Genomic DNA, 26,375 nt, shown 5'->3' with positions numbered 1-26,375 from the left:
GGCAAAATGGCTTACGAGCACGAGTCGAACCTGACCGGCGCCTATGACCGCGCACCGCAGTTTCCGCTGTGGGACAGCGTGCTCAACCGTGAAGGCAAGATTGGTCAGGCGGCCGAGATGGTCGAGGCCCAGACCATCCTTCAGCGGAAGATCCGTTCGATCGGCAATCTGGTCGCGCGCGACGGCGACCGCCTCGAAGGCGCCGACATCATCATCGACGTTGAGGCGCAAACCGTCACGCTGATCGCCGGCAAGCTCTATGTGGCGGGCCGCGTTCTCGACGCGCCGGCGGCGGTGCTGACAGACGTGCCGATGACAGGTGCCGTGCACATCGGGGTGCGCCTGCTCAAAACCTATGTGACCGAACTGGAGGAGCCCGCTCTGCTGGGCCTGATGCCTGGCTCGCTCTCCGAGGGGGAAGCCGGCGCCGCCCGCGTCGTGTACGCGCTCGCCTGGGGCTTCTCCGGTGACGGCGGCGTGGGCGACCTCTACTCGGTCTACCTGCTCAAGGATGGCGTCGCGATAGACCAGACGCCGCCGCCGAACCTGACGGGCATCAACGCGCAGCTCGCGATCTACGACTTCGACGCCAACGGCAACTACATCGTCTCGGGCTGCTCGGTCTCCGCGCTTGGCAAGGATGGAACGGACCAGGTCTTCTCGATCGCCGAGGGCGTCGCCAACATCAAGGGCCAGAAGCGGACCCGCTATGCGGCGCTGCGCCACCGCGAGACGGAAACCTTCGATCTGTTCCGCATCCCGACCGAGGTGCATACATTCGGCGCGAACCCGACGATCGTCACCCTCAATCACGGGCCGATCGCCACGATCCGCGAAGTCCAGGTCGAGAAGGAAGTCACCGAGACAGTCGTGCGCGGCGGCACGCCGAACGGCTCCGACGCTCTGGTCAACACGGGCGTGACGTCGATCCTCGAGGTGAAGCAGGGCGCCACGACCTATGCGACGCCGGCCGATTACACCAAGGCCGGCGACCTGGTGTCCTGGGCGGCCGGCGGCGCCGAGCCCGCGACCGGGTCGAGCTACACCGTCAAATACCGCTATCTAGGCATCGTCTCGGCAACGGATATCACCGCAACCACCATCACCGTCGCCGGCGGCGTCAATAGCGGGCAAATCCAGGTCGACTATGACTTCAAGCTGCCGCGCGTCGACGTGCTCGGCTTGGATAGCGACGGCAATTCAGTCTACCTGAAGGGCGTTTCGAGCCGCACCAACGCGCTGCCGCCGACGGTGCCCGCCGACGTGCTCCCGCTCGCTTTGGTCGAGAACATCTGGACTGGCACGCCGAACGTCACCAACATCGGTGTGCGCGCCTATACCATGGCCAAGATCGACCGGATGTATAACAGCCTGGTCGATGCGCTTGATCTGATCGCCCTCGAGCGCCTGCAACGCGACATCGACAGCCGCGAGCCGATCTCGAAGAACGGCGTCTTCGTCGATCCCTTCACCTCCGATCGCTACCGTGACGAGGGCGAGCCGCAGACCGCGGCCGTGTTCGGCGGCCTGCTGCGCCTAGCGATCGATCCCACCTTCCATGCGATCAACTTGGCCGGCGTCACGCTGCTGAACTGGACAGAAGAGGTTGCGGTCGAGCAGGCTTTGGCCACGCGCTGCACCAAGATCAACCCATACCAGAACTTCACGCCGCTGCCGGCGTCAATGACGATCAACCCGCCGGTCGACTACTGGACCGAGAGCGCCACCGAATGGGCCTCCGACAGCGCGGCGGCCTTGTCGTCGCCCGTGGTCATCACCACGTCGAGGTCGATCACCGGCCGCACCACGACGACGACCACGACGACGCAGAAGGAGACGATCGAGAGCTCGACGCGCGAGGAGCGGCTTTCCTATCTCAGGCAGATATCGCTGCAGTTCACTATTCATGGCTTCGGTGCCGGCGAGAACCTGACCATGCTCGAATTCGACGGCATCGACGTCAATCCTGGCGGCCTTTCCGCCGACGGCGCCGGCCAGATCGTCAACAGCTTCACCGTCCCGGCCAATGTGCCGGCCGGCGCGAAGGGCCTCGTCGCCGATGGCGCCGGCGGCTCGAAGGCTGCCGCCATCTTCGTCGGGCAGGGCACGATCGACATCGAGACGCTGCGTCGCGTCGTCACCACGACCGTGCAGCAGACCTCGGTGACAGCGCCGCGCGAGACCGGAGGTGCCGGCGGCGGTGGCGGCGGCAATGGCGGCAGCCGGTCCGACCCGCTGGCGCAGACCTTCACGCTGACCGAGGGGCGGCACATTGCCGGCGTCAACCTGAAGGTCTGCCTGGTCGGCGATCCCGACAATCCGATCGTGCTCGAGCTGGTCGAGGTCGCCAACGGCATTCCGACCGTCAACGTCATCGCCCAGGCGTTCTACGACATGAACGCAGCGGTGATCGGCCAGTGGACCGAGATCCGCTTCCCCTATCCGATCTGGCTCGCGGGCGGCATCGAATACGCCTTCGTCGTCAAGACCAATGACGGCGACCATTCGATCAAGACGGCCAAGCTCGGCGACTTCGATGCCGACCTGCAGCAGCCGGTCGCCGCGCAGCCCTATTCGGTCGGCGTGATGCTGTCGTCGTCGAACGCCGTCACCTGGACGCCGCACCAGGACGAGGACATCTGCTTCCAGCTGGTCGCGGCTAAATTCGCGCCGGCGACGAAGATGGTCGATGTCGGCACCTTCGCCGCCGCCAACATGAGCGACCTGCTTATTCGAGCCGAGGTCGAGCTGCCGACCGCCGCGGCCGCGATGCATTTCGAGGTCGAGCTCGACGACGGTTCGGTCACCCTGCTCAACCCGGACCAGGCCTGGGAACTGCAAGCCTTCTACACCGGCAATGTCGAGGTCCGCGCCGTGCTCACCGGCTCGGCCAAGGTCTCGCCGGTGGTGTTCCCGGTGATCCTGGCGATCGAGGGTGAGCTGCAGACGACGGGCACCTATGTCACCCGCGCCTTCGACATGGGGACCGGCGTCGACATCCTGTCCTACCTGAAGACCAAGATCCCGACCGGCGCGACGATCGCGCTGCATGCTGACGCCGCCAACGATGTCTGGACACCGGTTCCGCAGGTGACGCAGACGCCGCTGCAGGACGCCGGCTGGGTCGAGCGCAAATACAGCGTCATTGGCTTCAACGCCAATCCCGTTGGGCGCATCCGCATCACGCTCACCGGCACCCCGGCGGCGCGGCCGATGGCCTACGACTTCCGGGCGATCTCGACCCCGTAACCCTCGCTTAGGACCGCCAATGCCTGTTGAAAACAGCACGCCGAACCGCGGCTATCAGCTTCCGGACGGCAGCAACAATCTCGAAGACGACGTTCTGCGGCTGATCGCGGCGCTCTCAGCGATCGACGTTGATGTCGCGGGTATCCTGGTCTCAGTCGCGAACCGGGCGCTCCTGGTGCATCAACACACGATCTCAGACACGACCGGGCTGCAGGCCGCTCTCGACAGCAAGCAGGACGCATTCGAAAAGGGCAACGCGAACGGCTATGCCGCTCTCGACGCTACCGGCAAGGTTCCGGCAGCTCAACTGCCGGCGGCGCTCTTTGGTGCCATGTCCTACCAAGGCACTTGGAACGCCAATACGAACTCCCCGACGATTCCGGCGGCGTCAAGCGCCAACAAGGGCCAGTACTATAAAGTGGACACGCCCGGCGCGACAAACGTTAGCGGCATCACCGACTGGAAGGTCGGGGACTGGATCGTTTCGAACGGCACCTCTTGGGACAAGATCGACAATACCGACCAGGTTTCGAGCGTAGCCGGTAAGAGCGGAGCAGTGACGCTTCAGGTCGCCGACATCATCGACATGAGCGCTAGCGGCCGTTCCCTGGTGCAGGCGGCAAGCAATGCGGCAATGAAGGCGCTGCTCGCGGTGACCGCTGCAGACATCACCGATGCGTCCGCCAACGCTCGCTCGTTGATTACCGCGGCCGACTACTCGGCGATGCGGTCGCTCCTCGGCTTGGTAATTGGCACGCACGTTCAAGCCTATTCGGCCGTGCTTGCCGGAACTACCGCGAGCTTCACGACGGCGCTGTTGGCCAAGCTGAACGGCCTACCCGGCACCGTCGACTATGGCGCTGGCAACGCAGGTTTAACTTACGGCGCCGTTGGAACCTATGTCTTTGGCTACAGTCTAAACGGCACCGGCATCGTGGACGGATCCACATACGCCGGGTCTGCGATACAGCCCTCCGGCGTTAGCGAGAACAGTACCACAGACGCCACGGACGATACGGTGTTCGGGTCCGGCTCAATGACTGGCGTTAAGGGCGGCGCCGCTCTTTCAGGGACGTGGAGGGCTATGGGGCGCGTGAACAATAGTGCCGGGTCCAACCGTCGCCGGCAAACGCTCTTCTTGAGGATCTCGTAATGGACTATCGCAACCCCGTTTATAACCAGTTCGGCGCAATTGATGTCGAGATTGAGCATCCTGCATTTGGCTGGATACCATTCACGGCGTCTCCTGATGATCCGGAGGAACTGGGCCGGGCTATGTTCGCCGAAGCAGCTGGGACGGCAACGGCCTACTCGCGGACTGTTCCAACGCTAGAGGAAACCCGTGCCGCCAAGCTCAGCGCCCTTTCGGATCAGCGGTGGAAGGTCGAGATTGGTGGGATTCTCGTGAACGGGGCGCCAGTTCGCACTGATGCAAACAGTCAAGCTAAGATCACGGGCGCCGTAGCCCTTTTCAAGAACGACCCCGAGCTTCAGGCGATCGATTGGGAGGCGCAGCCGGGCATATGGGTCACGCTCGATGCTGTAACGATGACCGCAATCGCCATCGCAGTCGGGAGGCATGTGCAAGCGTGTTTCAGTCGGGCGAGGGCATTGTCTGCAGAAATTGGCGCCGCGTCTGATTTCGCGGCGCTCGAGGCAGTCGACATCGAAACCGGATGGCCTCGCTAACCTACCAGAGACGCCAGAGCAGTAGACAAAGGACGGCGAAACAAAGCCATAGCGACAGGCGGATTTCGAATAGCGCTTGCGCGATAGCGTTCGGCGCGACCTCTTTGAAGTCGTCCTGCTCAAAGCGTTCCTGCGCTTCGATGATTAGGCGTTCCGCTTTTTTTGGCCTGTCTCCAGTCACTGCCGGCTCTCTTCTGAGGCTGTTGAGCGCCAGTTCCATAGCTTGACAGTCCGGTGGTGTCCAGTTCGACCAATATTACTTGTCTCTAAAGTACATCGCTCAACCCGATCAGCCGGGTTGTCTTTCAGCCCCACAGGAGAGACTGTCATGACCGACCCCGTTTTCGGGATCACAATCCGTCGCGACGCCAACGAGGCGGCCGTGCCGTCGAATGCGCTGATGAGCGTCGTCGGCATCTGCATGCCTTTCGGCAAGGCCGCGACGGCAACGCAAGCCGCCTTCGACGCGGCGTTCCCGGCCGGTGTCGCCGTCCGTCTGAACTCCAATGACACGGCCAAGCTGGCGCTCTGCGATCCCGATTCGCTGTTCGTCGACGCCGTCGAGGGCATCAATGCACAGCTCGGCCCCTACCAAGTCGCCGCGCAGCTCGTCGTCAACCGCGTCGCGGAAGGCGAGGACATCGGCGAGACGATGGCCAATATCATCGGCTCGTCGGTCGCCGGCACCGGCATCAATGCCTTCGTCAATGCCGGCGCCGATCTCGGCGTCTATCCGCGCCTGATCCTGGTGCCCGGCTACACGACCCAGCAATTCGGTGCCATGACCGGCCTGACGCTTACCACTCAAGGAACCAACATGACGGTGGCGCCGGCCGTCGCGTTCACCGGTGGCGGTGCCGATCCGGACAAGGTGCTGCCGACCGCGCATGCCGTGATGGGCACCGGCCCCGACGCGCAGAAGGTCGCCTCGCTGGTCATCGACACGCCCGGAAACTATCTGTCCGGCGCGCTCACCGTCACCTTCAGCGGCGGCGGGGTCGATGCCGGCAAGGTACTGCCGACCGCGACCGCGACGGTCGAGGAACTCGCCAACGCCGTCTGCGCGGCCCTGCCGGAGGTGCTGCACAAAATCCTCGCCGTGGCGATCGTCGACGGCCCCAACGGCCTGATGAACTTCACCCAGTGGCGCGAGACCCTGTCCTCCGACCGGCTGATCCCGGTGACGCCCGGCATCAAGCGCCTCGACGCGTCCGGCGATGTCGTCACCCGCCCCGCCGCGCCTCGTATCGCCGGCGTTGCCGTGCGCCGCGACTATGAGAATGACGGCCGGCCGTTCCGCTCCTGGGCCAACCAGGCGCTCTACGGCATTGTGGGGCCGGAGCAGAACTATCGCTTCTCGCTCACCGACGGCTCGACCGAGGGGCAGGAAATCTTGGCCGCCCAAGGCGGGATCATCGTGCGCGGCGACAGCGGCGACGATTTCGCTATCGCCGATGGCGGCTTCGTCTATATCGGCACCGACAACCTGTCGGACCAGACGATCTGGCAGCAATATCACAAGGTGCGCGGCCGCGACTTCATCGAGCTCACCTGCCTGCGTACGCTGCGCCAGTTCCTGGGCAAGTTCAACCTGACGACGCAGACCATCCAATCCGTCGTCAACACCGTGCACGACATCCTCGCCAAGGCGGAAGCCAACGGCGACATACTCGGCTTCAAATGCCGCTTCGACCCGCAGCTGAACAACGCGCAGGATCTGCGCTCCGGTCATATCTATATCGACGCGCAATTCGAGGAAGCGCCGGTGTTCCGCCGCCTGACCATGACCAGCCGTCCCTACGCGCCTGCGCTCCAGGCGACGATCGACGAGCTGATTGCTCGCCAGAACCTGATCTCCTGATCACGTCGGCGCGTCGGCGCCGGCCCACACCTCAACTCCTGCCTGAAAGGAACGCCAGCCATGGCCGAGAAACTGCTGCTGCTCGAACAGGTCAACCTCTTCGTCGGCGACCAAGACCCGGAAGATTCGAACCACATCAAGCTCCAGTCGCTCGGGCTCCCGACGCTGGAGCAGGTGACCGTCGCCCATCTCGGCGGCGGCGCGCCGGGCGAGGTTGAGTTCGGCATGAACGCTATCAAGGCGCTGCAGCCGACCTTCAAATTCGCCGGCTTCGCCAAGTCGAGCTATCGCGCCATGGGCGTCGGCACCAATCAGCCGCTGAACTTCACCGGCTACGGCGTTCTGAAGAACAAGCAGACCGGCGACGCCTTCCAGGCGAAGACGGTCATCCGCGGCATCGTCAGCCGCATCGCGCCGGATGCCTTCGACCGCTCCTCGGCCTTCGGCCACGATCACCAGATCGGCGAGGTGACCCATTACGAGCTTTCGGTCGACAACGAGGAATGGTTCTACTGGGACTATTTCACCACCCGGCGCCGGCAGTTCGGCGTTGACGAGTTGACCAAGGCGCGCGTCCTCCTGGGCATTGAATGATGCCTGGAAAGAACGCGATAGAGGACTTCATGACGGGCGCCGACGAAACGCCCGTCACGGCCGCCGAGCCGTCGGCGGAAGCCGTCGCCGACGATGAAGTCTCGCTCGACCTGTCTGATGCCTATTACCGGTATCTGACGCTGCGCCGCGCCATCACGCGCGGCAGCGAGAAGATCGCGCGGATCAGGATGCGGCCGGCCATGCTCGAGGATATCGACGACTGGTCGAATGCCGAGATCAGCAATCGCGAGCTGCTCGCCCGGCTCTGTGATCTCCCGCCTGAGGTTCTGAAGAAGCTCGCCTGGGACGATGCCGAAGCCTTGATGGAAATTTTCCACCAGGTCGTGCCGGAATTCGTCTTCGCCGCTGCAAAGGATGATGCCTGATGGCGAGGATGTCGGCGGAGCTCATCGTCAGCCTGCTAGATCGCGTTTCGGGCCCGGCCGCCAAGGCACGCACCAGCCTGACGGCGCTGCAGCGTGCCGAGCGCGATGTCTACCTGGCGCGCAACAACACCCGCCTGACGCGCACGCAGGTGGCCGAGGAGCGGCTGCTGGCGGCGCAAGATGCCGAACGGCAGAAGCGGCTGGCGCAATGGGCGACCTTCGGCAAGGTAGCCGGCGTTGCCACCGCCGCTGCCGGTTATGTCGCGATCCGCACGGCGCGCGACTACGCGCAGCTCGAGCGCACGATTGGCCGCATCATCATCAATGCCGACAAGCCGGCGACCGCGATCAGGCCGACGATCGCCGTGCTGCAGGAGCTGGCCGATAAATCGAAGATGCCGTTCGACAATGTCGTGCAGGGGCTTGAGACGCTTATTGCTTCCGGCCGGTCGCTTGAGGACGGCCTCGCATTCCTGCCGGCTGTCGCCCGCACCTCGCAGGCATCCGGCGCCGAGATCTCCGACATCGCGCTCACAGCCGATGCGCTCTCCAATTCGCTTGGCATAACCGCCGACAAGATGCAGGAGGCCTTTGACATCCTCGCCGCCGAAGGCAAGGCCGGCAAATTCGAACTGCGGGACATGGCGGCGGAACTTCCGGCAATCACGCCCGCTTTCGCCGCGGTCGGTTACAAAGGCACGGAAGGCCTGAAGCAGCTTGCCGCGATGCTGGAGATCGTGCGCAACCAGACAGGATCCTCGTCTGAGGCGGCGACAAACTTTTCGAACATCCTGCAGAAGGCCTATGGCAACGAGGTCGCCAAGAACTTCAAGAAGTATCATATCGACATCCGCCGCGAGATGGACCAGACGCGGAAGGAGGGCGGCAACGTCATCATGACGCTGGTCGAAGCGACGCAGAAAGCCCTCAAGCGCGACCTGTCGAAGCTGCCGCTGATCTTCACCGACATCCAGATGCAGCAAGGCATGCGCGCGCTGCTGACGCAGATGCCGGAGCTGAAGAAGCATCTGGATGCGCTTGGCAGTGCGTCCGGCACCGTCGCGAAGGATTTCGCTCAGATCACCGGCGATTCCGAAGGCAACTGGCAGCAGCTGATCAACAACATCCAAAAGGCCGCGACCGCGCTCGGCGATCTGTCCGGCAGGGCGCTCAATCCGGCACTCGAGAAGGTGAACGACCGGCTGTCCGACATGATGGCCGTCGACAAGGGCTACGAGGCTTTGCGCGGCAGCGGTCGCGACCCCCTGGCCTATGCCGCCGAATTCAAGGACCGCTACAACAGGCAGCATTCCGATCTGGGGTTCTTCGATCGCTTCACAGGCGCCTCCGCCGAGAAGGCATTCCGCGATGCGCTGGCGCAGCTCGGCCGCGGCGAGATCAAGAGTGTCTTCGATGCGCTGCAGACGAAGATCCTCGAAGATCGCCAGACGCGCGAGCCGAACACCGGCATGCCGGCCTCGAGCACGCCGATCCCCACGCCACGTCCGAGGAACTGGGCAGAGATGACCCCTGCCGAGCGGCAGTACCAGGTGTACGCCGAAGGGCGTCATGCGGCTGCCAGGGGTGGCCAGGCCTATGTGCCGCCGGCACCAGGTCTCCCGGGCATCGGCCCGAACGTCGCCGGCTTCGATGCTGACGAATTCGAGCGTCGGCTGCAATCCGGCGGCGCCGACGCCGGCAGCAAGATCGCCGAGGGCGGCACGCAGGCGGGCCAAAACGCCGCGCAGACCTTTACGTCTGGCGTCGCGGGCGCGGGATCGTCGTTCGGCAAGAACGCCGCGGCTGCCTTCATCGCCGGCGTCAGCGGCTTCCTGTCTTCTGCCAGGGCCGATCTGATGCGGCCGGTCGGCTCGCTCGGCGGCAGGACGACCGGCCAGCAGGTGCAGGCCGATACACGCGGGCAGGCGATCGATTTCGGAGGGCCGCGCTGATGCTGATGAAGATCGGTCTGGTCGAGTGCGATCTCTCCTTCAACATCGATACGCATGGCCGGGAGACGACGCACGACTATGCGGAAAAGCCGGTGGTCGGCGCGATGCCGCCCCTCGAGGATGTGGGCGTCGGGTCGGAAACGCTCACCGTCTCCGGCCGCCTGATTCCCTCGAAGCTCGGCGGCCTTGGTACCTTGAACATCCTGCGCAACGCGCAGCTCGCCGGCACGCCGCAGCTGGTCACACGTGGCGACGGCAGCGTGTTCGGCTTCTATGTCGTCCAGTCGATCAGCGACGAGCACGCATTCCTCGATCGCGACGGGGTCGGCCAGATCGTCGATATCACAGTCAAGATGCAGAAATCGGCGGCGCCGGCGGCGAGCGATTTCTTCGCATCGCTGTTTTCGCTGCTCGGCTAAAGGCGACGAAAACGATTACTTTCGTTGGAACCGAACCGCTGTCGAGAGCGTAGTAGACCAAATGAGGGAAGGGACCTTATGGGCGGCGGCAAGATTCTGGTCGTTGAGGACGAACCTCTCATCCTCTTGGAAATCGAAACCGCATTGGAGGAAGCGGGCTTCACCGTGCTTAGCAGCAGGAATGCTGAAGAAGCTCTCAACGCCTTAGATGCCAAGCCCGAAAGGTTCAAGGCGCTCATCACCGATATTCGGCTGGGACCGGGCAAATCGGGGTGGGATTTGGCGCGACTCGTTCGCGAAGCCAGTCCAACCATGCCAGTAATTTATGTGAGCGGTGACAGCGCCATTCACTGGCCTGCAGAAGGCGTTCCCAACAGCATTATGATCGCTAAGCCTTTTTTCATGCCGCAGGTCATAACCGCTCTGGCTACGTTGCTTAATGAGCAGCCGCCGGTAGCCAAGAACTAGAGCAACTACCAATCTTGGAAGATATCGTCATGACAGAGACCGTCACCGTCAAGACGGAGGGCACCAGTCTGTCGACGTTGCTGGCACGCCACTATCGCATGGTCTTCGTCGGCATGGTGGCGAAGACCTTCGCCCTAAACCAGGATCTCGCCCGGTCCGGTCCATATCTCCCCGTGGGTCGAACCGTGACCCTGATGACACCGGTAGAAATGGCGGCTGAGGGCGCGGCCGCCAGGCCAGTGATCGATCTCTTCACGTGAGAAAAGGTCATTTCCGCGTCGTGGTCGGTGGGCAGGATGTCACCTCCCGTTTCGTGCCGCTGCTGATCTCGCTGTTCATCACCAAGAGCGGCACCGAGGCGACGCATTCGGCGACGTTCACGCTCGACGATAAAGATGCGACGGTCCGGTTTCCCAAGACGGGCACGCCTGTCTCGATCGAGCTCGGCTGGGAAGGCGGCGCGATGCGCCGCTTCGAGGGCGAGGTCGACACCTGCGACTGGTCGCTTGATCGCGGATCCGGCAGCGTGCTGTTGGTCACGGCGCGCTCGGCCAGCCTGAAGGGCAAGGTCAAGCAGCCGGCCGACCGGCACTGGGAGAAGAAAACGCTGCGGCAGGTCCTCGAGGATGCTGCCGGCGACGCCGGCCTGTCGATCAAGGTGCATCCGTCCCTCGCCAGCCGCGAGCTGGAATATGAGGCGCAGGACAATGAGAGCTTCCTCGCCTTCGCCGACCGGCTTGCGCGCGAGCACGGCGCGACGTTTGCCATCAAGGGATCGCAGGCTGGCTTCGTGCCTCGTAACCAGGGCGTCTCGGCGACCGGCCAGCCGCTGCCGACCATCGTCATTAACCGCGGCATGGTGATATCGGCGAGCGGCTTGACGCCGGTGACCGACCGGCCGCGTTTCAAGAAGAAGAAGGGCCGCTGGTACGACATCAAGCGCGCAAAGCAGGTCATCGAAGAGGTCGAGACCGGCGACGATGTCGAGCCGGAAGACGTGCTGCGCTTCATGGAGCCGGACGAGGCCTCGGCGAAGACACGCGCCGATTCCGATCGTGTCGACGGCGCGCGCAGCAAGGGCTCCGGCTCGGTCACGATTGAGGGCGAGCCGACGGCCGAGCCGGAAGGCACTGCCATCATCCAGCTGCGCGCCGGCGTCGACGGCAGCTACACAATCGCATCCATCACCGACACGCTCGATCGAGGCAGCGGCTACACCACGCAGATCTCGCTCGGCAACCCGCAAGGCTCGGCCGGAGCGGACAGCCGCTAGGCCGAGAGCAGCTTCACCATCGTCAGGCGCATGCGTTCGAGCCTCCGGGCCGCACCATGGAATGCTTCCCGCTCGGCTTCGAGCAGGAAATCGAGTGTCATCATGTCGAGCAGGAATTCGTCCACGGCTTTGGCAAGTTCGTGAGATTTGCCTTTGATGTGAGCGAGCAGCGCGCGCGCCTCTTCGACGAGGTTGGCGCCGCCCGCGTCGATCAGCGTCTCAAGCTTCGTGAAGCAATCCAATTCTGAAATCCCCAGCCGCGGCCCTCAATCGCCGGCGAGCCGGAAAGTTCCCAACCGAAAGGAAAATCGATGACCGCGTCCCGCGAGCAGGAATCGCTCGCCCGCGTGCTTGGGCACGAGGGCGGCTACAGCAATCACCCGGCCGACCCGGGCGGCGCCACGATGAAGGGGGTCACCCAGCGGGTCTATGATGCCTACCGCCGCAGCAAGGGTCTCGCTGTGCGTTCGGTGAAGAGCACCACCAGCCAGGAGCTCTTCGAGATCTACGACCGGCAATATTGGGACGCCGTGAAGGGCGACCAGCTGCCGGCCGGCGTCGACTATGTCCTCTTCGACGGTGCCGTGAACTCAGGGCCGAAGCAGTCCATCATGTGGCTACAGCGCGCCCTTGGGCCGCTCTATCAGGGCCGTGTGGACGGCGTCATGGGACTCGGCACCATCGCCGCCGTGCAAGCCTGCAACAACCACGATGCACTGATCGACCACATCTGCGACCAGAGGCTCGCATTCCTGCAGCATTTGAAGACGTGGCGGGTGTTCGGGACCGGCTGGGGCTCTCGCGTCGCCGAGGTCCGCTCGATCGGCCAGGCGTGGGCCACCGGGGCGATGCCGCAGATCGCGAACTTCGTCGATGGCGGCCAAGCGAAAGCCTTCGTCGAGGATGCAAAAGCCGCCCCCTCCATCGCTCCGGCCGACGCCGCGGCAGGCGGGGGTGTGGCGGGCATTGGAGTGTCGGGCACACTGGCCGAGCTGCAGAACCAGCTTTCGCCCTTCTCCTACGCCAGCGAGTGGATCGGCAAGGTCGTCGTCATCCTCGCTCTTGTGAGCGCGGTCATGGCGATCGGCGGCCTCGCCTACGGCTGGTATGCCCGCCGCAAGGCGGCGCGCATCGCCGACGCGCTCGGCACGGCGAGCTGACCCATGGAGAACCTGAAAGCCGTTCTCACCCAGGTGATCGAACAGGTGCTCCCGGCGCTCGCTGGCTTCGCGGCCGGCGTGCCGGTCGGCGGCGCGCTGGTGTGGTGGATCTTCCTATGAGCCTCCTCATCACCTTCATTGTCGGCCGGCTGGGCGTCTCGCGCCTGGCTGCCGGCGCGATCCTGTGGGCTGTCATCGCCCTCCTTGCCTCGGGCGCGGCTCTCACCGTCTACGAGGTCATCAAGCGCCGCGGCGCCGACGAGGTCCGCGCTCAAATCGAGAAGGAGAACCAGCATGCGCTACAAAAGGGCATTGATGCTCGCATGTCTTTTGACGACTGCATCGACGCTGGCGGCGTGTACGACTTCCGCCGTCAGCGGTGCGCCGGCGCTGCGCTCGGCCATCGGTAACAGCCTCGCGGGCGCTCAGGGCAAGACACTGGCCGATCAGAACAAGATCGACAAGACGATCGCGCCGGGCTGCGCGCTCGGCCTCTACACGCCGATTGAATGCGACCGCCACACCAAGGCGAGCGCTGATCGGCGAGCCGAAATAGCATCCTAGCAGTACGTTCTTGAACGGCGGGGCAATGGACGAGGACATCGGTATGCGGAACGCTTCTCAACAGATTGCGAAAAACGTCTTGTTGCTGGCGATCGCCAGGCTCTCGACGGCGTTGGCTCTGCCGACGATCGGCCTGCTGTTCTGGCTCTATTCCCAGTGGCAGGACACGCGCCTGATGACGATGCAAGGTCAGATCGCGGAAGCGGAACAATCAGCTTCCGACGCGACGTCAAAGGTCACGAAGGTTTCGGAGCGGCTCTATGTCGTAGAGACGAAACAGACGCAGGATGCGGCGTCCAGCGACAAGTTCCAGAGCGCTACCCTCACGCGGCTCGACAGGGTGCAGGACTCGATTGTCGGCCTGTCCAACGCCGTTGCTGCGCTGACTGCAACGCTTCAGGGCCTGGTCGATGAGCGGAAGGCAAAGCCCCCTTGAGATCCGCTGCGGTATCGGGTCAATTCTGATCGGACCGAGGAATGTATCGCGCTTCGCCGGATGGGACCTTGGCACCGAACTGAAGCGTGAACAGGAGCCGGCTTTCCTCGTCCGTCACGTGCATGTACCAAGGGGTCATGTGTTCCCAGAACGACTCCTGCGAGTCGTCTATCATTCCGCCGGCGGCTCGAACGGCCTCTCGCCGCGCGGCGTTTAGGTCGGGCAACTCGGTTCCTGACTCGTCCGGAATGAACTCACCGTTATCGACATGGAAAAAGAAGCGGGGCATCCGGTAGGCTCCTGACAACCTACTTCAACGATGACAGTCTGAATTTGTTTCCAAGGCCGACCAGCAGAGCGGGTTCGCAGCATCAAGCCCCGTGGGAGATTGTTGTCGAATCCAGCAATGCGGCGAGAACTTCGGCCGGAGCTTCAACGCCTACGAAGCTGCGAACAAGGTCACCTGCGCGGGTTTCCCATTGTTCTCGCGGGAGACAATCCTCTACGACCGAACGCCGGAAGGCTTCTCGGATGACGTCAAAATCAAAAGCGCAAATGAAAGAGCGCTTGCTCATGGCTTCCTCCCTGCGGAATTGGGCGAAAGCACCTGAGTTGACTTCCAAGCGCCCGTTTGCCGTCAGAGGTGCGGGCGACGACAGTACCTAACACCCGCACCATGACGTGGTCACTCTCATTTGTTGTATCACTCTGGAAGAAGAAGACGACCGCCGAGCGGGGCGGGGGACCTGGGTGTGTCGACGGTCGTCGGAGGACAAGGGGCCATAGAGTCAGCAAACTGTCGCTGCGAGCGGCCCTAGCTCATCATGTGATCGATTCGGCTGGGGCGTATATAACAAATGTAAGTGTAGGATCCCACAAGGCCCGTTCGGCTCAAGAGCCCCTTCTTTCGCCCGGCGTTTCGAAGGCTGCAACAGCATCATGATCTGAACTGCCCAGGTTTCGGGGTCCGGGTTGCTTGGCGTCAGGTGTCCCCGACTTCATTCAGCGCTTCAGCAAGGATCGCAAGTTGTTCCGGCGTTGCAGAACATTTCGGCTACGGCTGCAGTCCGACCGGCAGGCATTTCGCGCCATGAGAGATGCGGTTGAGAGCGCCAGGCTGCGAAACACACGTATCACTACCCACGGGCGGCGGACTTGATTATTCTGAGCGGGGGTGTCCGGACGGAGGCAAAGTCATGCCTATGGGGCGGTTGACAAAGGGCGTATTCAATCCCGACGAAATAGAGGTCCTGAGCCGAGTTTTTGCGGCCACCTCTGCAGCCAACGAGACAGAGGAGCAGAAGGAGCACCGAGCCTCGCGCATTATCGCAAACTACATGGCGGGCATCACCGACGAGCGCGAGCTGATTGAGCTCTCCCGCAAGCCGCTGGGCAGATAGCAGGCCGCCACGAGCCAGCGGCCGACGCATACTGCTGGGGGGCGGGGGTTACATGAAAGCGTCGGCCGCCAGCTGGCGGGGCGCGTCATATGACGCAGGGGTAGACTAGGGGCTTTGGCCGCCCCTTCAATCACGATGCCCTGATGTGGTGAATAAGAGGTTACTATCCACAGCCGAGCGGCCGGTCCGAGCGGCTGCACAGGTCAATGCAAGCGTCCAGAAGCATCACGAATCGGCTCTGACGGCGACGGTCATTGTTCCGGCTATTGCCTACACTGATCGTCTGCATTGCTCGAAGAGCGGCCGGAAGGAATCGTTTCCAGTACGCATTTCAGCAATCGCTAACGGAACGCTTCCGGCTGTGCGATATTGAATCAAATTTCCAGTGTTGCGTTGGGGTTCGTATGCGTAAGCCTGCCGGCGGCGCCCGGCTATCCTTCATTAGGCCCCTGGACCCGATCCAGGTTGAAACACCGCCGGTCAGCGATGATTGGCTGCACGAGATCAAATACGACGGCTACCGAACCCAGCTGATCCTCGATTGGGCCGGCGCCCGTGCATTCTCTCGGAATGGGCACGATTGGTCGAAGCGGTATTGGCCGATAGTCGCCGCGGCGGAAAAGCTTCCTGCTGAATCTTTCATTCTCGACGGGGAGATGATCGCGCCGGAAACGGATGGCCGGCCGAACTTCCAGCGGATGCACTCCCGCATGACATGGAACGCGGAGCAGCTAGCATTCGTAGCCTTCGACATCTTGTACATCGATGGCGAGGATCTGCGCTCGTTGCCGGTTATCGAGCGGAAGGCGAAGCTCTGGAATCTGGTCAAGCCGGCCAGGGACATCATCCAATACAGCGACCATGTTGAGGGCGGTGGCGCCGCATTCTTCGAAGCCGTTGAGCGGATGGGCCTGGAAGGCATGGTCTCGAAACGACGCGAAAGTCCCTATCGAAGCGGGAAGGTCGATTCCTGGGTGAAGACGAAGTGCTGGGATGTCGGCGACTTCGAACTTCTCGGCATCAAGCGAGAGCCAGGGAAGCCCGCTGCCGCGATCATGGCGCGCGGTGGCCGATATGCCGGCACCGCGTTCATAACGCTGCCCAGCGGCCTCAGGGAACGGCTGTGGAAGCGTGTCGAAGCGGCCAAGGCGTCGAAGCCAGCGCAGCGGGTGCCGAGCGCCTTCGCCGATGATGTGGAGTGGGTTAAGCCCGGCATCACGGGGAGGGTTAAGTTCCTTCGCGGGGAGCATACGCTACGCCATGCGACGCTGCAGGATTTTGGGGACGGAACCTAAGACAGCCGGCCAGCTTGACTAAGGCGCGGATCGTCCGGCGCAGATGACGATCGATCAGGGAGGAATGCCATGCGCGCAATCGCACTTTTCATCGCCTCGGCGGCCACGATCTTCATTGCAAGCCCTTCGCGGGCGCAGGATGCAGCCGCAGGCGAGAAGGTCTTCACCAAGTGCAAGGTCTGCCACATTGCAGACCAGGACCAGAACAAGGTCGGCCCGTCTCTGCACGGCGTCATCGGGCGCACGGCGGGCACGCATCCCGGTTTCACCTATTCCATGGCCATGACCGAGGCCGGAAAATCCGGCATCAAATGGGATGAACCCACGCTGACGAAGTATCTTCAAGACCCCAGGGGGATGGTCAAAGGGACGAAGATGGCGTTTCCCGGCCTCAAGAACGATCAGGACGTAGCCAACGTCATCGCTTACCTGAAACAGTTTTCCAAGTAAGGCCCGTCGGCTTCACGCTCATGAGCTGCGGCGGGCTTTCGTCACGCACTCCGATTCGCACGCCACACTCCATACAATTTACCGCCGCGAGGCGTCGTCTCGCGAACGGCGCGTCGTCCCGATAAGACGATGCCCGTCACCCCAGGCAACGGGATGGCGGGCATCTATTCACTCGGCACTGCCGACGATGAAGGGACATTGCTCGCCGGCTCTATCAAATGATCGAGCGCGGCGAAGGTTTCAGTGCAGGGACCAAAGCGTTAGCTCCTCCGACTTCGGTCGCATCGGCGCAAGGGAACATTCCACAAATCGGCAGGTTGGGGCTCGCGGCGCGACGCTTGCGAGGCCCGCGCCGCTGGGTTGCACAGCCCCGGAGCCCGCTCGTCCCCCCTCAAGGCGGGCGGGCTTTTGCCGTTGAAATTTCGGCTGCCGCGATCGCTTCGGCGCCGATGCTCCTGCTATGGAATGGGATCTCCGGCCGAAGATGAAATGCGCCGTTTGCGGCGGCAAGCGTATCACGCTCACCTATTCGCCAGATACTAGCCCAAAAGGCCTTCACCGCAAAGGAGTGTGAGGTTGCTAGAGCGTGCGTTTCGTCTGCCGCCGCCGCCACATTCGATTGTCCGTCTGGCGATGATCATTCGAACCTTCGGAGCGAGGTAGCACTGGCCCTTCAGCGCTAAAGAAGATTCCCGCGTCCTCCAGGGCCTGGCGGATAGCGGCAACATGGCGTGGATTCGGGCTCCTCGACCCGTTCTCAAAATCGAGGATCGTTGGTTCGCTAATATGCGCTCTGGCAGCGAGCCGCACTCGCGACCAGCTCAACAGAGCTCGTGCGGCTTTTGATTGTTCCCCCGACAGTAGGGCTCGTCTGGGCATAGGCGTTGAGCATTCAACGTCCCTAAAATATGCCGTCGGCTTCGTAAGGGGTCCTCAAATGTTCGTGAGCCCGGAACTCAGTTCGCGGGCGGGGCGGGTCACCCTAGGTGTGGATCAGATTGGGTGGGCCTCCAATGTCGATGCGCGATGTGGTGAACGAGCGGCTGATATGTAGGGCTTTAAGTGCGTTCAATGAAATGGCGGCGGCTCTGCGTTGATTTGCGATTTCCTGATTATTCGACAATAGCAACCGACTGCGCCGACGGGATGTCCTTCATCCCGAGACTCGAGCAGTTCTGTTTGATGGTCGTGCTGCCGGACCACTGTATCTTGTCGGCGACGACCTGGGTGCAGCCGCCGCTCCCGGAGAAGTTGCCTAGATAGTTGACCTGCTGCTTGGGGAAATAGATGGCACCGGTCAAAAGCGAGCTCGCAGTGCCGTTAAAGGTACTTGATGTGCTGGTGCCGGTCCGGTCGCCGTAGAACAGCACGCCGGAATAGGTGCCCGAGGTCGGCGCGCTCGTCACAGTGGCGTTGCCATTCATGCTGACGGTGTTGCTGCCGGACATGAAGATGGTCACACCGGTTCCGGAGACGGCCGCATTGGCGTTGATCTTCAGACTGCCCTGGACGACATAGGTGCCGGGCTGGAGCGTGACATTGCCCTTGAGGTCCATGCCGCTGCAGTAAGTTCCGGGCTGCAGTGTTTGCGACGTTTTGCTGCCGTTGACTGTCTTGCACGGGTTGCCAGCCGCAGGTGCCGGAAGGCTGGAGAAGGGGTCCGACGCGGGCAAAGCCTGGGTGATCGGAGACTTGCAGACGGTGGTCACCGGGTTGCTGAGCGAAATGCCGCCGACCGCGATCAGGCAATCGGCCTGAAGCGCCGCCGACCCCTGCACCTTGACGGCATCGGACTGCACCGAATTCGACATGACCGAGCAGCCCGTCAGCTTGACGCTGGTGTTGCCGGAGAAGAGCGCTGCCTGATAGGCCGACGGATTGAGCGCCAATACGCATGCCTTGGAGGTGTCAGTGATCAGCGCCACCGCCCTGGCCCGCTCCGGCACTTTGCTCTCGGAGAAGATCGCCGTGAACATCCGGTCGAGGCTCTGATTGAGGATCACCTCGACCGCCTTGTTGGTCATGTGCGACCCCGAGGTGGGCGGCGTGTGGACGGTGATTGTTACATTGGCGAGGCTGTTGTCGGTCGCCGACTGGGTGGCGGCCGCCGTGATCGTCGCCGTGTCGGATCCAGCGATCTTCTCCAGCGCGCCTGCATAGGCGGCGGCGTCGGCTGTCGCCTGGAGTTTCAGGTCCTCATAGTACCAATAGGACGTCTCGACGCCGAGTCCGGCAGCGCCGACGATAATGGGCAGGCTAAGCGCAAAGATAGTGGCGACGTTCGCCCCGGCGTCCCGGCCGAATTCGCGCACTGAGTCCCAAATGTCTTTTTTTGTTGCCACGAAGCATTAGTACGCGCGCATATATGAACGAAACGTGAAAATGTAGTCGGGCAGATACCCGGCACCGGCCAGCCGGCGCGTATCACCCAGGAACATTAGCAGAGCATTTCCGTTGGAGGTCGCGGCACATGGTAAGACTGGAACAATTACTTGGCGTGCCGCCGTTGGGGTAAACCTGACAGCCCGCCCGAGCGCTAAGTTTGGGCGGGCATTGGGGCCGAACCAAACAACGGCGGACTCATTTTGAATAGCGCCATTCTTCAAAAGGCGTAAGATCGCAAGCGTCGTCCGTACCGAGTTGAGGCAAGCGGACGTTTGGAAGCGATTATCATGCTTTCGCCCCGACAAGGGAGGTTGGCATGCTAGCGCATCGGCAAGGTGTGGCAGATTCGGACGAACTGGTCGTCCTCACCAAAGCTCTCAACGATTACTGCAAAAAGCACGGGATAGCCGACGGCAACGAGCGCGACGAAATCGCCAAACATATTATGACTCTATTTATGGAAGGCATCATCAAGCCCGCCGAGCTTGCCGATGGTTTGGACAACTGGCTAGCGGAAGCCTTCAAGAGAAGGCGTTAAGCTTGGCCCGTGCGGCTGCCCAAGGCTGGTTTGGAACCCAACACCGGAGACGTAGGACGGCACTTCATTAGCTACGCCTAAAGTCCCGATGCCAGACCGCCCTAAAGGTGGCGCATAGTAAAGACTTGCCCCCTTGCTCACTTGGGGCAAAAAGGCCCGGCCTGTAGCGCCAACGTCCCCCGCCTCGCCGCAGGCCGGGCACCCACCGGTGTAACTAACGCTGACCAGCTATTGAAGATAAGGTAGGCTGAAGCGAGCCCTGGTGCCCTCGCTGGACAAGATCTTCCGGGGCGAAGTTCGTAGACGGCCCTAATGCAAAAATGAGCGCCGGCGGCCGATCTGGTGCGTTGGAACAGATCCAGCCACAGTTGCCGGCGCGAAGAGCCGTGCTAGGACGAGGCCGCGCAGTCAGGCTCGTTCCTCGCCAGCACTAATTGGGATCGCCTACTTCGAGCCCCCGTGGGGTCCGCCGCCATAGCCGTTCCCGTTGTCGGATTTAAAAAGCTTTCCGTTACCGGATTTAAAAAGCTTTGGCTTGTAACCCGAGCCGGAGCCGAGGTGAATGTGGTTCTTGTCGCCCCAGCCATTGCCCGGGCGTGTTCCTCCCGATTTGGCAATTGCCCTGGAGTTCAAGCTTGTACCGAGCAGTATCGTAATGGCCGGTGGCGTCACCGCCGCAAAGCGTCCAGCCTGCTTGAGAAAATCGCGGCGCGCCTGGGCCTCTGAAACAAGCTTTTCGGAACCGTTTTCCGTAGGCCTTGTGCTCTCATTTGCCATATCAGCACTCCTTCCTAGAGAATACCCTAGTTGCGGGATGCAAAGAAAGTAGTTCGCCAAAAGGCGTACATGTCGCGCCGAATGTGCGGAGCTCGGGAGCGGCCCGGCTTCCTGGCCGAGACAGAGGCCAGCGTTGAGGCGGGCCTAACCGGCGGGGGCTCGGAATCGAAACACGGCACCGGCTGACCGCGGAGCATATACCCCTGCCGATATGGCCGAAACGCACCCATAAGGAAAAAGCTCAGGCGCATCACGCTGACGTATTCGCCAGACACCAGCCCGAAAGCCCTTCACCGCAAAAGCGCGTAGGGGTTCACGGCGAGTGTTTTGTCTGCCGGCGCCGCCACGTTCTATTGTCCTTCCGGCGACCACTCTTTTGACCTTGAGAGCGAGGTAGCGCTGGCCCTTCAACAGTAAAGACAATCCCCGCGTCCTCCAAAGCCTGGCGTATGGCGGCGACCAAGCGGGGATTCGATCGCCCGAACCCCTTCTCAAATTCGATAATTGTCGGTTCGCTAATATTGGCCCTGGCGGCGAGCCGCACTCGCGACCATTTCAACAATGCTCGTGCGGCTTTTGATTGTTCCCCTGACAGTAGGTCTCGGCTCTGCATAACGGGTTGAACGATGTCGCTAAAACGTTCCGGCTACCTCACGTAGCCTTGCGCGATGGAGCGACCCGACTGCTTGCCGGGCGTTCGGCCGGGTTCATTGTCCTGTGGCGTATCAAGCTCAAGCCCGAGCCTCCCGCGTTCGCTGTTGGCGAAGGCTTTTGCATCTGCCTCAGAATCGAAACCCTTGATGCTAACCACACCGTCCTCGATGACCCGCACATAATTCTTATGTGCAAGTTCCTCGATCTCAACCGACCACTTCCACCATTGTTTTTTCATCACAACCCCCATTCGTCCGCGCCTCATTGAACATCGTCGCCAGTCAAAATTCAGCCTAACGTGCGCCTACGAATTCTGCCACCAGAGCGGCCCACGGAGGCAAACAAGCTGGCCACGCGATCCGCAGGGCGCTGCTTCGTCGAGAACCTGCGACCGGAGATCGTGGCCATCCACCTCGGCTGGAGCATGAACTTACCGCACCGGCTGCTCGGGCTTAGGCCTGCGGAGCGCATCTACAGCTATCGCAAGGCCGAGGCTGCCGCGGTTCTTTCCGAGCAGGAGGAAACGGTCCTAGGAGCTTGAATGGCGCACCCGGCAGATCAGGCAAGCAGCCAGTCATTCACATGAAATTCATAGATCTTGCCGTCGTTCTCGGTTGGATTCGAGTCGTTGTCCACGCCGCGATCGACCACATAGAGGCTCATTTGGTGGCTCGGATCGTCGCTGCTCGGCGCCAGGGCAAGTCCCGCCGGCTTTTTCGAGTTGGCGGCGGAGATGTCGAGCGTGCCCAGCAGATTCCCGGTTGGCGTCACCATTGCCACGGAGGTGCGTGACACGAGGACATAAAGCAGGTCGTGGGTCGGATCATACGCGATGCCCCCGTCAGAAGGGGCTCCGAGCGATGCTACAGAAAAACTCGTCACGACATCATCGCCGCCCGTGCTTGGGACGCCGTCGAATTTGCCGTTCTGGCCCGGAGCGATGGTGTAAATGCTGTGCGTTGAGCCGTCCAAGAGATAGAGCACGCCGCGGTTTGTGTCGTAGGCGATACTCTCCGAATCCGTACTGCCGAACGCGGCGGTCCTGAATGAGGTCACGATATCGTCGGACGTGTTGTAAAGCCCATCGTTGCCCGGGTTCAACTCGTAGACGCTCTTCGTGCCGGTATCGTCCGAGAAGAAGAGATGGTGGTTCGCCGGATTATAGGTGACCCCGGCCGGCTCATCCGAGAAATTGATGGTGGTGAGCGTGCCCGTCAGGGTGCCGTTCAGATTCATCTGGAAGAGATTCTTGCCGGTGAAAATCGACATCTCCTCGACCTCACTATCGGCCACCAGCAGCGTGCCGAGGTGGGAGATATAGACGATATCGGTTGGGTCGGGGCTCGGCGGCGACCACTGCGAAGTCAGGATGGTGTGCGCCAAGGTCACCGATGTCGGCAACTGGGTGGCCGTGACGGCGACGGTGAAGGCATGAGTGTCGGTGCTGCCGTCGGACGAGGTCGCTGTCACGTGGAGATCGACCGTCGGTTCGGACTGAGCGTTGAGCGTGCCGGTCCCCGAGCGGGTGATGACGCCGGTGCTGGAATTGATGGCAAAGCGCGAGTCGTCGATCGTGTAGGTGACCGTCGAACCGGCATCGGGATCCTTGGCCGAGGCGGTGATGCCGACGGCAGTACCGGCGGCAGCGTTCTGGAAAATCTGATTGGCCGCGGTGTTGGCATCGGGCGAAGTGCTGAATTTTACCGGCTCCGGGCTGTCGAGGACGGCGAGAGTGAAGCTCTTGTTGGCGGTGCTGCCGTCGGAGGAGGTTGCCGTCACCGTCAAGTTGATCGATGGCTGGGTTTCGAAGTCGAGCGTGCCGGTGCCAGAGCGCGTGATGACGCCCGTGCTGGAATTGATGGCAAAGCGCGTGTCGTTGATGCTGTAGGTGACCATCGAGCCGGCATCGGGATCCGAGGCCGAAGCGGTGATCCCTGTCGGTGCCCCCGCCGCGGCGAGCTCGGCGATCTGGTTGGCGGCTGAATTGTTATCGGCGGGTGTGTTGAAAGCCACCGGCTGTTGGCCGGCCGTGACGCCGACAGTGAAGGTGCTCGTGGCGCTGCTGCCGTCGGACGACGTCGCTGTCACCTGGAGATTGATCGTCGGTTCGGACTGGGCGTTGAGCGTGCCGTTGCCCGAGCGGGTGATGACTCCGGTGCTGGAATTGATGGCAAAGCGCGGGTCGTCGATCGTGTAGGTGACCGTCGAGCCGGCATCGGGATCCTTGGCCGAGGCGGTGATGCCGACGGCAGTACCGGCGGCAGCGTTCTGGCCGATCTGGTTGGCCGCGGAGTTGGCATCCGGCGGCGTGTTGAACGCGATCGGCTCCGGGCTGTCGAGGACAGCGAGAGTGAAGCCCTGGTTGGCGGTGCTGCCGTCGGAAGAGGTCGCTGTCACCGTCAGGTTGATGGACGACTGGGTCTCGAAGTCGAGCGTGCCGACGGCCGAGCGCGTGATGACGCCGGCATTGGAGATGGCGAAGCGTGCATCGTTGAGGCTGTAGGTGACGGTCGAGCCGGCATCGGGATCCGTGGCCGAAGCGGTGATGCCGGTAGGGGCACCCGCCGCGGCGAGCTCGGCGATCTGGTTGGCAGTGGGATCGGCATCGGCGGGTGTGTTGAAGGCCACCGGATTGCCGGATCCCGGCAAGATATATTCGATGTGCAGCAGCGGCGCGCTGGCGGGATTGTACTCGTAGGAATCGGCCGTGCGGGTTCCGGTGCCGGTGATCAGGAACGCTATGTCGTTGAGCGCCGCCCAGCCCGAGCGGTTGACGATCTCCTGGACGATAGCCGTAAGGTCTGGCGTGCGCTCGGCCAAGCCGTGTTCGCCCACCGTGGTCCACGGCTCCGGCGTCCAAGCCGTCGACGCCTTCGTCCGGGGAAGCGAGGACACGTTGAAGTTGGCGGTGGTGAAAGGGCTGGCGTCGTCGACATTGTCGCCCTGGATCAGCAGCGAGGCCGCGCCGGTCTTCACCTCGTTGGCCTGGAACTGGATGTATGCGTTGGTGATGATGGCGCCTTTCGGGATGTCGATGCCGGTGAAGCGGATGCCGACTGTCTGGCGGGTGCTGCTGTCAAAACCCAACTCCAGGTCGCTGATGTTGGTCGAAATCGCACCGGAGCCTTTCTCTTCGACGTCGTCGCCGGCGCTCGCCACCCTCGTTTCGAACACTGGGTCGGCCCCGAGGGCACTGGTCACGGTAAACGCTGACATATTAAGTCTCCTTCACCGCTCATGATAAGGCCCCAGCCTCAGCCTGAATCGCTGCAGCCTCGAACCGGTCGGATTCCACCGCGCCTGCGCCATTCACGATGACCCGAACAGATTGGTGCGGAAGACTCGTGCCGACAGCGAGCGAAGAACGAGAAATCATCCAAATACAAAGGCGGGAGCCGCGTCCCACCCAACGCGCGTTCAATGCCACCTTCCGGTATTGCTGCTAGCCTCGGCACGGTCTGATAGGTCACAGGACTGGCCTCGCGAGTAGCCTCGACCAAGACGGCGTACGTGGAAAGCTGACAAAACCATGAGCTCCGAACCTGCTCCGTCCTGCCGGCCAATGACCCCGACCTATTCGAAGCTGCCGCACCGAGGTCTGGGGCCTCGGGCGCTCCTTGGAGTGATATAAGGATGGCACGACTTCAGCTAAAATGCTGCATATTTCGAGTATTAATTCAGGCGAGTCTGCCCCATCACAAGGGCTAACTGGTCAGACAAAGGGCTTAGAAACGCGCGCTGTCGCCGGATAAGCAACTTCCTGTGGTGTAGTTCTCAGTTGAGACCATTCGACCCGAGAGCTCATAATTCGTCCAAGCACGGCCCCCTCATGGCAGCTATCCGTCGTCAGGATAACAGGCTAAGGGGCTTTTATGGTTCTCGGATCCGCGCGGGAGCCTCGCGCCTCTTCTTACGCAAGTGCCTGCACTGTTCGAGCGCGACCTTGAATGCCGCGGCAGTGAGATCGCATTTGTGCTTAGATGGGCCGTTGCTCTGGATCACAATTTCGGCCTGTCTGATTGTCAGACCGTGTCTCCCCGCAAACTCATCTAGGTCGTAGGCTTCCTCAACACGACCGCTTCAAACCTTGCATCTTCGTTTCCGTGATATCGAGGGTGACGAGGCAACGCCAAACCGCTGATTAGGTTTCAGACTGGCGAACATAAAACGGTGCCCGGCGCGTCTGACCCTTGATCCTTGCCGCTTACAGGTGACGCTCCCCTTCGCCGCGGTGCTCGAAACAAAACCAGTGCGAAGGCTGTCTCGGGCGAGCAAAGCCCCAGCCCGCATCTTTCCCCCGGCCGCGAAGGCGTCGGCTTGCGCATCCGGCGCCTGGTGGCGATTAAGATCAACCGGGTGCCGATTTGGAAGGAGGAAGGTCCGAAATGACGAACGACCAATTCGAACGCGCGCTTGAGGCTCTGCTCGTGGCCGACCCCGGGCCGGTGTCGATCAAGGCCGGCGTAGCCGCGCTGCGCGCGATCGGGAGCGAGGAGCCGGATGGCGAGCTGCAGTCGCTGGTCGGAACGTTCGCGGCCGAGCGCCGCAGGGCGATACGCTTTGACCTCTGAAGCCAGCGGGGCGACGACCGTCATCGGCCTGACCCTGAGTTTCAGGTGGGATATCAGGTGGGAGGTAAAATCGGGAGGAAGCTAACGCATTGTTTTTTCTGGTCGGAGTGGCAGGATTTGAACCTGCGACCCCATCGTCCCGAACGATGTGCGCTACCAGACTGCGCTACACTCCGTGACCAGACGGCGGGCTTATAGCCGCCACTTTCCGATCCTGCAAGCGTCAATGGCTGCACTTGTGTCGCATTTCTCGG

At 62.2% G+C, this 26,375-nt stretch carries 29 protein-coding genes and 1 tRNA gene; 20 read left to right on the top strand and 10 right to left on the bottom strand.

Annotated features, from left to right (window positions below):
• The first annotated feature begins 6 nt into the window (after positions 1 to 6).
• From P9217_RS04290 to P9217_RS04280, 3 genes are read left to right on the top strand one after another with little or no spacing between them, the layout of a single operon-like run.
• Positions 7 to 3,249 carry a DUF4815 domain-containing protein gene (locus tag P9217_RS04290; RefSeq protein WP_278086574.1) on the top strand — a complete coding sequence of 1,081 codons (3,243 nt, stop codon included), beginning with the start codon at positions 7 to 9 and terminating at the stop codon, positions 3,247 to 3,249.
• 19 nt (positions 3,250 to 3,268) lie between these two features.
• Complete coding sequence (locus P9217_RS04285) at positions 3,269 to 4,402, top strand: hypothetical protein (RefSeq protein ID WP_278086575.1); 1,134 nt, start codon at positions 3,269 to 3,271, stop codon at positions 4,400 to 4,402.
• A complete protein-coding gene (locus tag P9217_RS04280) occupies positions 4,402 to 4,938 on the top strand; it encodes a DUF4376 domain-containing protein (protein ID WP_278086576.1) in 537 nt (178 codons plus the stop codon). Before P9217_RS04285 ends, P9217_RS04280 begins: the two co-directional genes overlap by 1 nt.
• A 1-nt stretch (position 4,939) precedes the next feature.
• Here the strand turns inward: P9217_RS04280 and P9217_RS04275 are convergent, their stop codons facing one another.
• Positions 4,940 to 5,158: a hypothetical protein gene (locus tag P9217_RS04275; RefSeq protein WP_067327977.1), complete on the bottom strand. Its 219-nt coding sequence runs from the start codon at positions 5,156 to 5,158 to the stop codon at positions 4,940 to 4,942.
• Between the two features lie 108 nt (positions 5,159 to 5,266).
• Between P9217_RS04275 and P9217_RS04270 the strand changes: the two genes are divergently transcribed.
• From P9217_RS04270 to P9217_RS04235, 8 genes are all read left to right on the top strand, one after another.
• Positions 5,267 to 6,799 (top strand): phage tail protein, encoded by a 1,533-nt coding sequence (locus P9217_RS04270; protein WP_278086577.1) that lies wholly within the window; start codon positions 5,267 to 5,269, stop codon positions 6,797 to 6,799.
• A 60-nt stretch (positions 6,800 to 6,859) separates the two neighbouring features.
• Positions 6,860 to 7,393, top strand: a complete 534-nt coding sequence (locus tag P9217_RS04265; protein ID WP_278086578.1) for a phage major tail tube protein — start codon at positions 6,860 to 6,862, stop codon at positions 7,391 to 7,393.
• Positions 7,393 to 7,779 (top strand): phage tail assembly protein, encoded by a 387-nt coding sequence (locus tag P9217_RS04260; RefSeq protein ID WP_278086579.1) that lies wholly within the window; start codon positions 7,393 to 7,395, stop codon positions 7,777 to 7,779. Before P9217_RS04265 ends, P9217_RS04260 begins: the two co-directional genes overlap by 1 nt.
• Positions 7,779 to 9,731, top strand: a complete 1,953-nt coding sequence (locus P9217_RS04255) for a phage tail tape measure protein (protein ID WP_278086580.1) — start codon at positions 7,779 to 7,781, stop codon at positions 9,729 to 9,731. The genes P9217_RS04260 and P9217_RS04255 overlap by 1 nt, the downstream gene beginning before the upstream one ends.
• Positions 9,731 to 10,150, top strand: coding sequence for a phage tail protein (locus P9217_RS04250; RefSeq protein WP_278056248.1), 420 nt, complete (start codon positions 9,731 to 9,733; stop codon positions 10,148 to 10,150). The genes P9217_RS04255 and P9217_RS04250 overlap by 1 nt, the downstream gene beginning before the upstream one ends.
• Positions 10,151 to 10,228: 78 nt before the next feature.
• A complete protein-coding gene (locus tag P9217_RS04245) occupies positions 10,229 to 10,618 on the top strand; it encodes a response regulator (protein ID WP_278086581.1) in 390 nt (129 codons plus the stop codon).
• Between the two features lie 29 nt (positions 10,619 to 10,647).
• Complete coding sequence (locus tag P9217_RS04240) at positions 10,648 to 10,878, top strand: tail protein X (protein WP_278086582.1); 231 nt, start codon at positions 10,648 to 10,650, stop codon at positions 10,876 to 10,878.
• Positions 10,875 to 11,891, top strand: coding sequence for a contractile injection system protein, VgrG/Pvc8 family (locus tag P9217_RS04235; protein WP_278086583.1), 1,017 nt, complete (start codon positions 10,875 to 10,877; stop codon positions 11,889 to 11,891). The genes P9217_RS04240 and P9217_RS04235 overlap by 4 nt, the downstream gene beginning before the upstream one ends.
• Here the strand turns inward: P9217_RS04235 and P9217_RS04230 are convergent.
• Positions 11,888 to 12,133: a hypothetical protein gene (locus P9217_RS04230; RefSeq protein WP_278086584.1), complete on the bottom strand. Its 246-nt coding sequence runs from the start codon at positions 12,131 to 12,133 to the stop codon at positions 11,888 to 11,890. The two genes, P9217_RS04235 and P9217_RS04230, sit on opposite strands and share 4 nt — an antisense overlap.
• A 69-nt stretch (positions 12,134 to 12,202) precedes the next feature.
• On the opposite strand from P9217_RS04230, the gene P9217_RS04225 reads away from it, so the two are divergent.
• From P9217_RS04225 to P9217_RS04215, 3 genes are all read left to right on the top strand, one after another.
• Positions 12,203 to 13,051, top strand: coding sequence for a glycoside hydrolase family 108 protein (locus P9217_RS04225; protein WP_278086585.1), 849 nt, complete (start codon positions 12,203 to 12,205; stop codon positions 13,049 to 13,051).
• A gap of 116 nt (positions 13,052 to 13,167) precedes the next feature.
• Positions 13,168 to 13,461, top strand: a complete 294-nt coding sequence (locus P9217_RS04220) for a hypothetical protein (protein ID WP_278086586.1) — start codon at positions 13,168 to 13,170, stop codon at positions 13,459 to 13,461.
• A 179-nt stretch (positions 13,462 to 13,640) separates the two neighbouring features.
• A complete protein-coding gene (locus P9217_RS04215; RefSeq protein ID WP_278086587.1) occupies positions 13,641 to 14,051 on the top strand; it encodes a hypothetical protein in 411 nt (136 codons plus the stop codon).
• Between the two features lie 19 nt (positions 14,052 to 14,070).
• On the opposite strand, the gene P9217_RS04210 is transcribed toward P9217_RS04215, so the two are convergent.
• A complete protein-coding gene (locus P9217_RS04210) occupies positions 14,071 to 14,340 on the bottom strand; it encodes a hypothetical protein (RefSeq protein WP_278086588.1) in 270 nt (89 codons plus the stop codon).
• A gap of 82 nt (positions 14,341 to 14,422) precedes the next feature.
• The gene (locus P9217_RS04205; protein ID WP_278086589.1) at positions 14,423 to 14,626 is read right to left on the bottom strand and encodes a hypothetical protein; all 204 of its coding nucleotides are present in this window, start codon (positions 14,624 to 14,626) and stop codon (positions 14,423 to 14,425) included.
• Positions 14,627 to 15,247: 621 nt separating this feature from the next.
• On the opposite strand from P9217_RS04205, the gene P9217_RS04200 reads away from it, so the two are divergent.
• The 3 genes from P9217_RS04200 to P9217_RS04190 all read left to right on the top strand — a co-directional run bounded on the left by P9217_RS04200 (position 15,248) and on the right by P9217_RS04190 (position 17,196).
• Complete coding sequence (locus tag P9217_RS04200; RefSeq protein ID WP_278056265.1) at positions 15,248 to 15,451, top strand: hypothetical protein; 204 nt, start codon at positions 15,248 to 15,250, stop codon at positions 15,449 to 15,451.
• A 254-nt stretch (positions 15,452 to 15,705) separates the two neighbouring features.
• Entirely contained in the window at positions 15,706 to 16,746 is a 1,041-nt protein-coding gene (locus tag P9217_RS04195) for an RNA ligase family protein (protein WP_278086590.1), read from the top strand.
• A 69-nt stretch (positions 16,747 to 16,815) separates the two neighbouring features.
• The gene (locus P9217_RS04190) at positions 16,816 to 17,196 is read left to right on the top strand and encodes a cytochrome c family protein (RefSeq protein WP_278086591.1); all 381 of its coding nucleotides are present in this window, start codon (positions 16,816 to 16,818) and stop codon (positions 17,194 to 17,196) included.
• Positions 17,197 to 17,775: 579 nt separating this feature from the next.
• Here P9217_RS04190 and P9217_RS04185 read toward each other — a convergent pair.
• Positions 17,776 to 18,075: a helix-turn-helix transcriptional regulator gene (locus tag P9217_RS04185; RefSeq protein ID WP_278086592.1), complete on the bottom strand. Its 300-nt coding sequence runs from the start codon at positions 18,073 to 18,075 to the stop codon at positions 17,776 to 17,778.
• Between the two features lie 233 nt (positions 18,076 to 18,308).
• Complete coding sequence (locus P9217_RS04180; RefSeq protein ID WP_278088269.1) at positions 18,309 to 19,508, bottom strand: pilus assembly protein TadG-related protein; 1,200 nt, start codon at positions 19,506 to 19,508, stop codon at positions 18,309 to 18,311.
• Positions 19,509 to 19,897: 389 nt separating this feature from the next.
• Here P9217_RS04180 and P9217_RS04175 point away from each other — a divergent pair, with 389 nt between their 5' ends.
• On the top strand, positions 19,898 to 20,119 hold the full coding sequence (locus P9217_RS04175) for a hypothetical protein (protein ID WP_278086594.1): 222 nt from the start codon (positions 19,898 to 19,900) through the stop codon (positions 20,117 to 20,119).
• Between the two features lie 444 nt (positions 20,120 to 20,563).
• On the opposite strand, the gene P9217_RS04170 is transcribed toward P9217_RS04175, so the two are convergent.
• Positions 20,564 to 20,896: a hypothetical protein gene (locus tag P9217_RS04170; RefSeq protein ID WP_278086595.1), complete on the bottom strand. Its 333-nt coding sequence runs from the start codon at positions 20,894 to 20,896 to the stop codon at positions 20,564 to 20,566.
• A 646-nt stretch (positions 20,897 to 21,542) separates the two neighbouring features.
• Positions 21,543 to 21,788: a hypothetical protein gene (locus P9217_RS04165; protein ID WP_278086596.1), complete on the bottom strand. Its 246-nt coding sequence runs from the start codon at positions 21,786 to 21,788 to the stop codon at positions 21,543 to 21,545.
• A 162-nt stretch (positions 21,789 to 21,950) separates the two neighbouring features.
• Between P9217_RS04165 and P9217_RS04160 the strand changes: the two genes are divergently transcribed.
• A complete protein-coding gene (locus tag P9217_RS04160; protein ID WP_278086597.1) occupies positions 21,951 to 22,091 on the top strand; it encodes a hypothetical protein in 141 nt (46 codons plus the stop codon).
• A gap of 17 nt (positions 22,092 to 22,108) precedes the next feature.
• Here P9217_RS04160 and P9217_RS04155 read toward each other — a convergent pair whose 3' ends face one another.
• Positions 22,109 to 24,766 (bottom strand): RTX toxin, encoded by a 2,658-nt coding sequence (locus tag P9217_RS04155; RefSeq protein WP_278088268.1) that lies wholly within the window; start codon positions 24,764 to 24,766, stop codon positions 22,109 to 22,111.
• Positions 24,767 to 25,935: 1,169 nt separating this feature from the next.
• On the opposite strand from P9217_RS04155, the gene P9217_RS04150 reads away from it, so the two are divergent.
• Positions 25,936 to 26,121: a hypothetical protein gene (locus tag P9217_RS04150; protein WP_278086599.1), complete on the top strand. Its 186-nt coding sequence runs from the start codon at positions 25,936 to 25,938 to the stop codon at positions 26,119 to 26,121.
• A 99-nt stretch (positions 26,122 to 26,220) separates the two neighbouring features.
• On the opposite strand, the gene P9217_RS04145 is transcribed toward P9217_RS04150, so the two are convergent.
• Positions 26,221 to 26,297: transfer RNA gene (locus P9217_RS04145), tRNA-Pro, on the bottom strand.
• Between the last annotated feature and the right edge of the window lie 78 nt (positions 26,298 to 26,375).

It is taken from the genome of Mesorhizobium sp. WSM4989 (assembly GCF_029625795.1).
GTDB lineage: Bacteria > Pseudomonadota > Alphaproteobacteria > Rhizobiales > Rhizobiaceae > Mesorhizobium.
This window is presented reverse-complemented; position numbering and strand designations above follow the sequence as displayed.

Excerpts from the sequence above, each read along its gene's own strand:
- P9217_RS04290 (WP_278086574.1), top strand. The coding sequence starts at position 7 with ATGGCTTACGAGCACGAGTCGAACCTGACCGGCGCCTATGACCGCGCA.
- P9217_RS04285 (WP_278086575.1), top strand. The coding sequence starts at position 3,269 with ATGCCTGTTGAAAACAGCACGCCGAACCGCGGCTATCAGCTTCCGGAC.
- P9217_RS04280 (WP_278086576.1), top strand. The coding sequence starts at position 4,402 with ATGGACTATCGCAACCCCGTTTATAACCAGTTCGGCGCAATTGATGTC.
- P9217_RS04275 (WP_067327977.1), bottom strand. The coding sequence starts at position 5,158 with ATGGAACTGGCGCTCAACAGCCTCAGAAGAGAGCCGGCAGTGACTGGA.
- P9217_RS04270 (WP_278086577.1), top strand. The coding sequence starts at position 5,267 with ATGACCGACCCCGTTTTCGGGATCACAATCCGTCGCGACGCCAACGAG.
- P9217_RS04265 (WP_278086578.1), top strand. The coding sequence starts at position 6,860 with ATGGCCGAGAAACTGCTGCTGCTCGAACAGGTCAACCTCTTCGTCGGC.
- P9217_RS04260 (WP_278086579.1), top strand. The coding sequence starts at position 7,393 with ATGCCTGGAAAGAACGCGATAGAGGACTTCATGACGGGCGCCGACGAA.
- P9217_RS04255 (WP_278086580.1), top strand. The coding sequence starts at position 7,779 with ATGGCGAGGATGTCGGCGGAGCTCATCGTCAGCCTGCTAGATCGCGTT.
- P9217_RS04250 (WP_278056248.1), top strand. The coding sequence starts at position 9,731 with ATGCTGATGAAGATCGGTCTGGTCGAGTGCGATCTCTCCTTCAACATC.
- P9217_RS04245 (WP_278086581.1), top strand. The coding sequence starts at position 10,229 with ATGGGCGGCGGCAAGATTCTGGTCGTTGAGGACGAACCTCTCATCCTC.
- P9217_RS04240 (WP_278086582.1), top strand. The coding sequence starts at position 10,648 with ATGACAGAGACCGTCACCGTCAAGACGGAGGGCACCAGTCTGTCGACG.
- P9217_RS04225 (WP_278086585.1), top strand. The coding sequence starts at position 12,203 with ATGACCGCGTCCCGCGAGCAGGAATCGCTCGCCCGCGTGCTTGGGCAC.
- P9217_RS04220 (WP_278086586.1), top strand. The coding sequence starts at position 13,168 with ATGAGCCTCCTCATCACCTTCATTGTCGGCCGGCTGGGCGTCTCGCGC.
- P9217_RS04215 (WP_278086587.1), top strand. The coding sequence starts at position 13,641 with ATGGACGAGGACATCGGTATGCGGAACGCTTCTCAACAGATTGCGAAA.
- P9217_RS04210 (WP_278086588.1), bottom strand. The coding sequence starts at position 14,340 with ATGCCCCGCTTCTTTTTCCATGTCGATAACGGTGAGTTCATTCCGGAC.
- P9217_RS04205 (WP_278086589.1), bottom strand. The coding sequence starts at position 14,626 with ATGAGCAAGCGCTCTTTCATTTGCGCTTTTGATTTTGACGTCATCCGA.
- P9217_RS04200 (WP_278056265.1), top strand. The coding sequence starts at position 15,248 with ATGCCTATGGGGCGGTTGACAAAGGGCGTATTCAATCCCGACGAAATA.
- P9217_RS04190 (WP_278086591.1), top strand. The coding sequence starts at position 16,816 with ATGCGCGCAATCGCACTTTTCATCGCCTCGGCGGCCACGATCTTCATT.
- P9217_RS04185 (WP_278086592.1), bottom strand. The coding sequence starts at position 18,075 with ATGCCCAGACGAGCCCTACTGTCGGGGGAACAATCAAAAGCCGCACGA.
- P9217_RS04175 (WP_278086594.1), top strand. The coding sequence starts at position 19,898 with ATGCTAGCGCATCGGCAAGGTGTGGCAGATTCGGACGAACTGGTCGTC.
- P9217_RS04170 (WP_278086595.1), bottom strand. The coding sequence starts at position 20,896 with ATGGCAAATGAGAGCACAAGGCCTACGGAAAACGGTTCCGAAAAGCTT.
- P9217_RS04165 (WP_278086596.1), bottom strand. The coding sequence starts at position 21,788 with ATGAAAAAACAATGGTGGAAGTGGTCGGTTGAGATCGAGGAACTTGCA.
- P9217_RS04155 (WP_278088268.1), bottom strand. The coding sequence starts at position 24,766 with ATGTCAGCGTTTACCGTGACCAGTGCCCTCGGGGCCGACCCAGTGTTC.
- P9217_RS04150 (WP_278086599.1), top strand. The coding sequence starts at position 25,936 with ATGACGAACGACCAATTCGAACGCGCGCTTGAGGCTCTGCTCGTGGCC.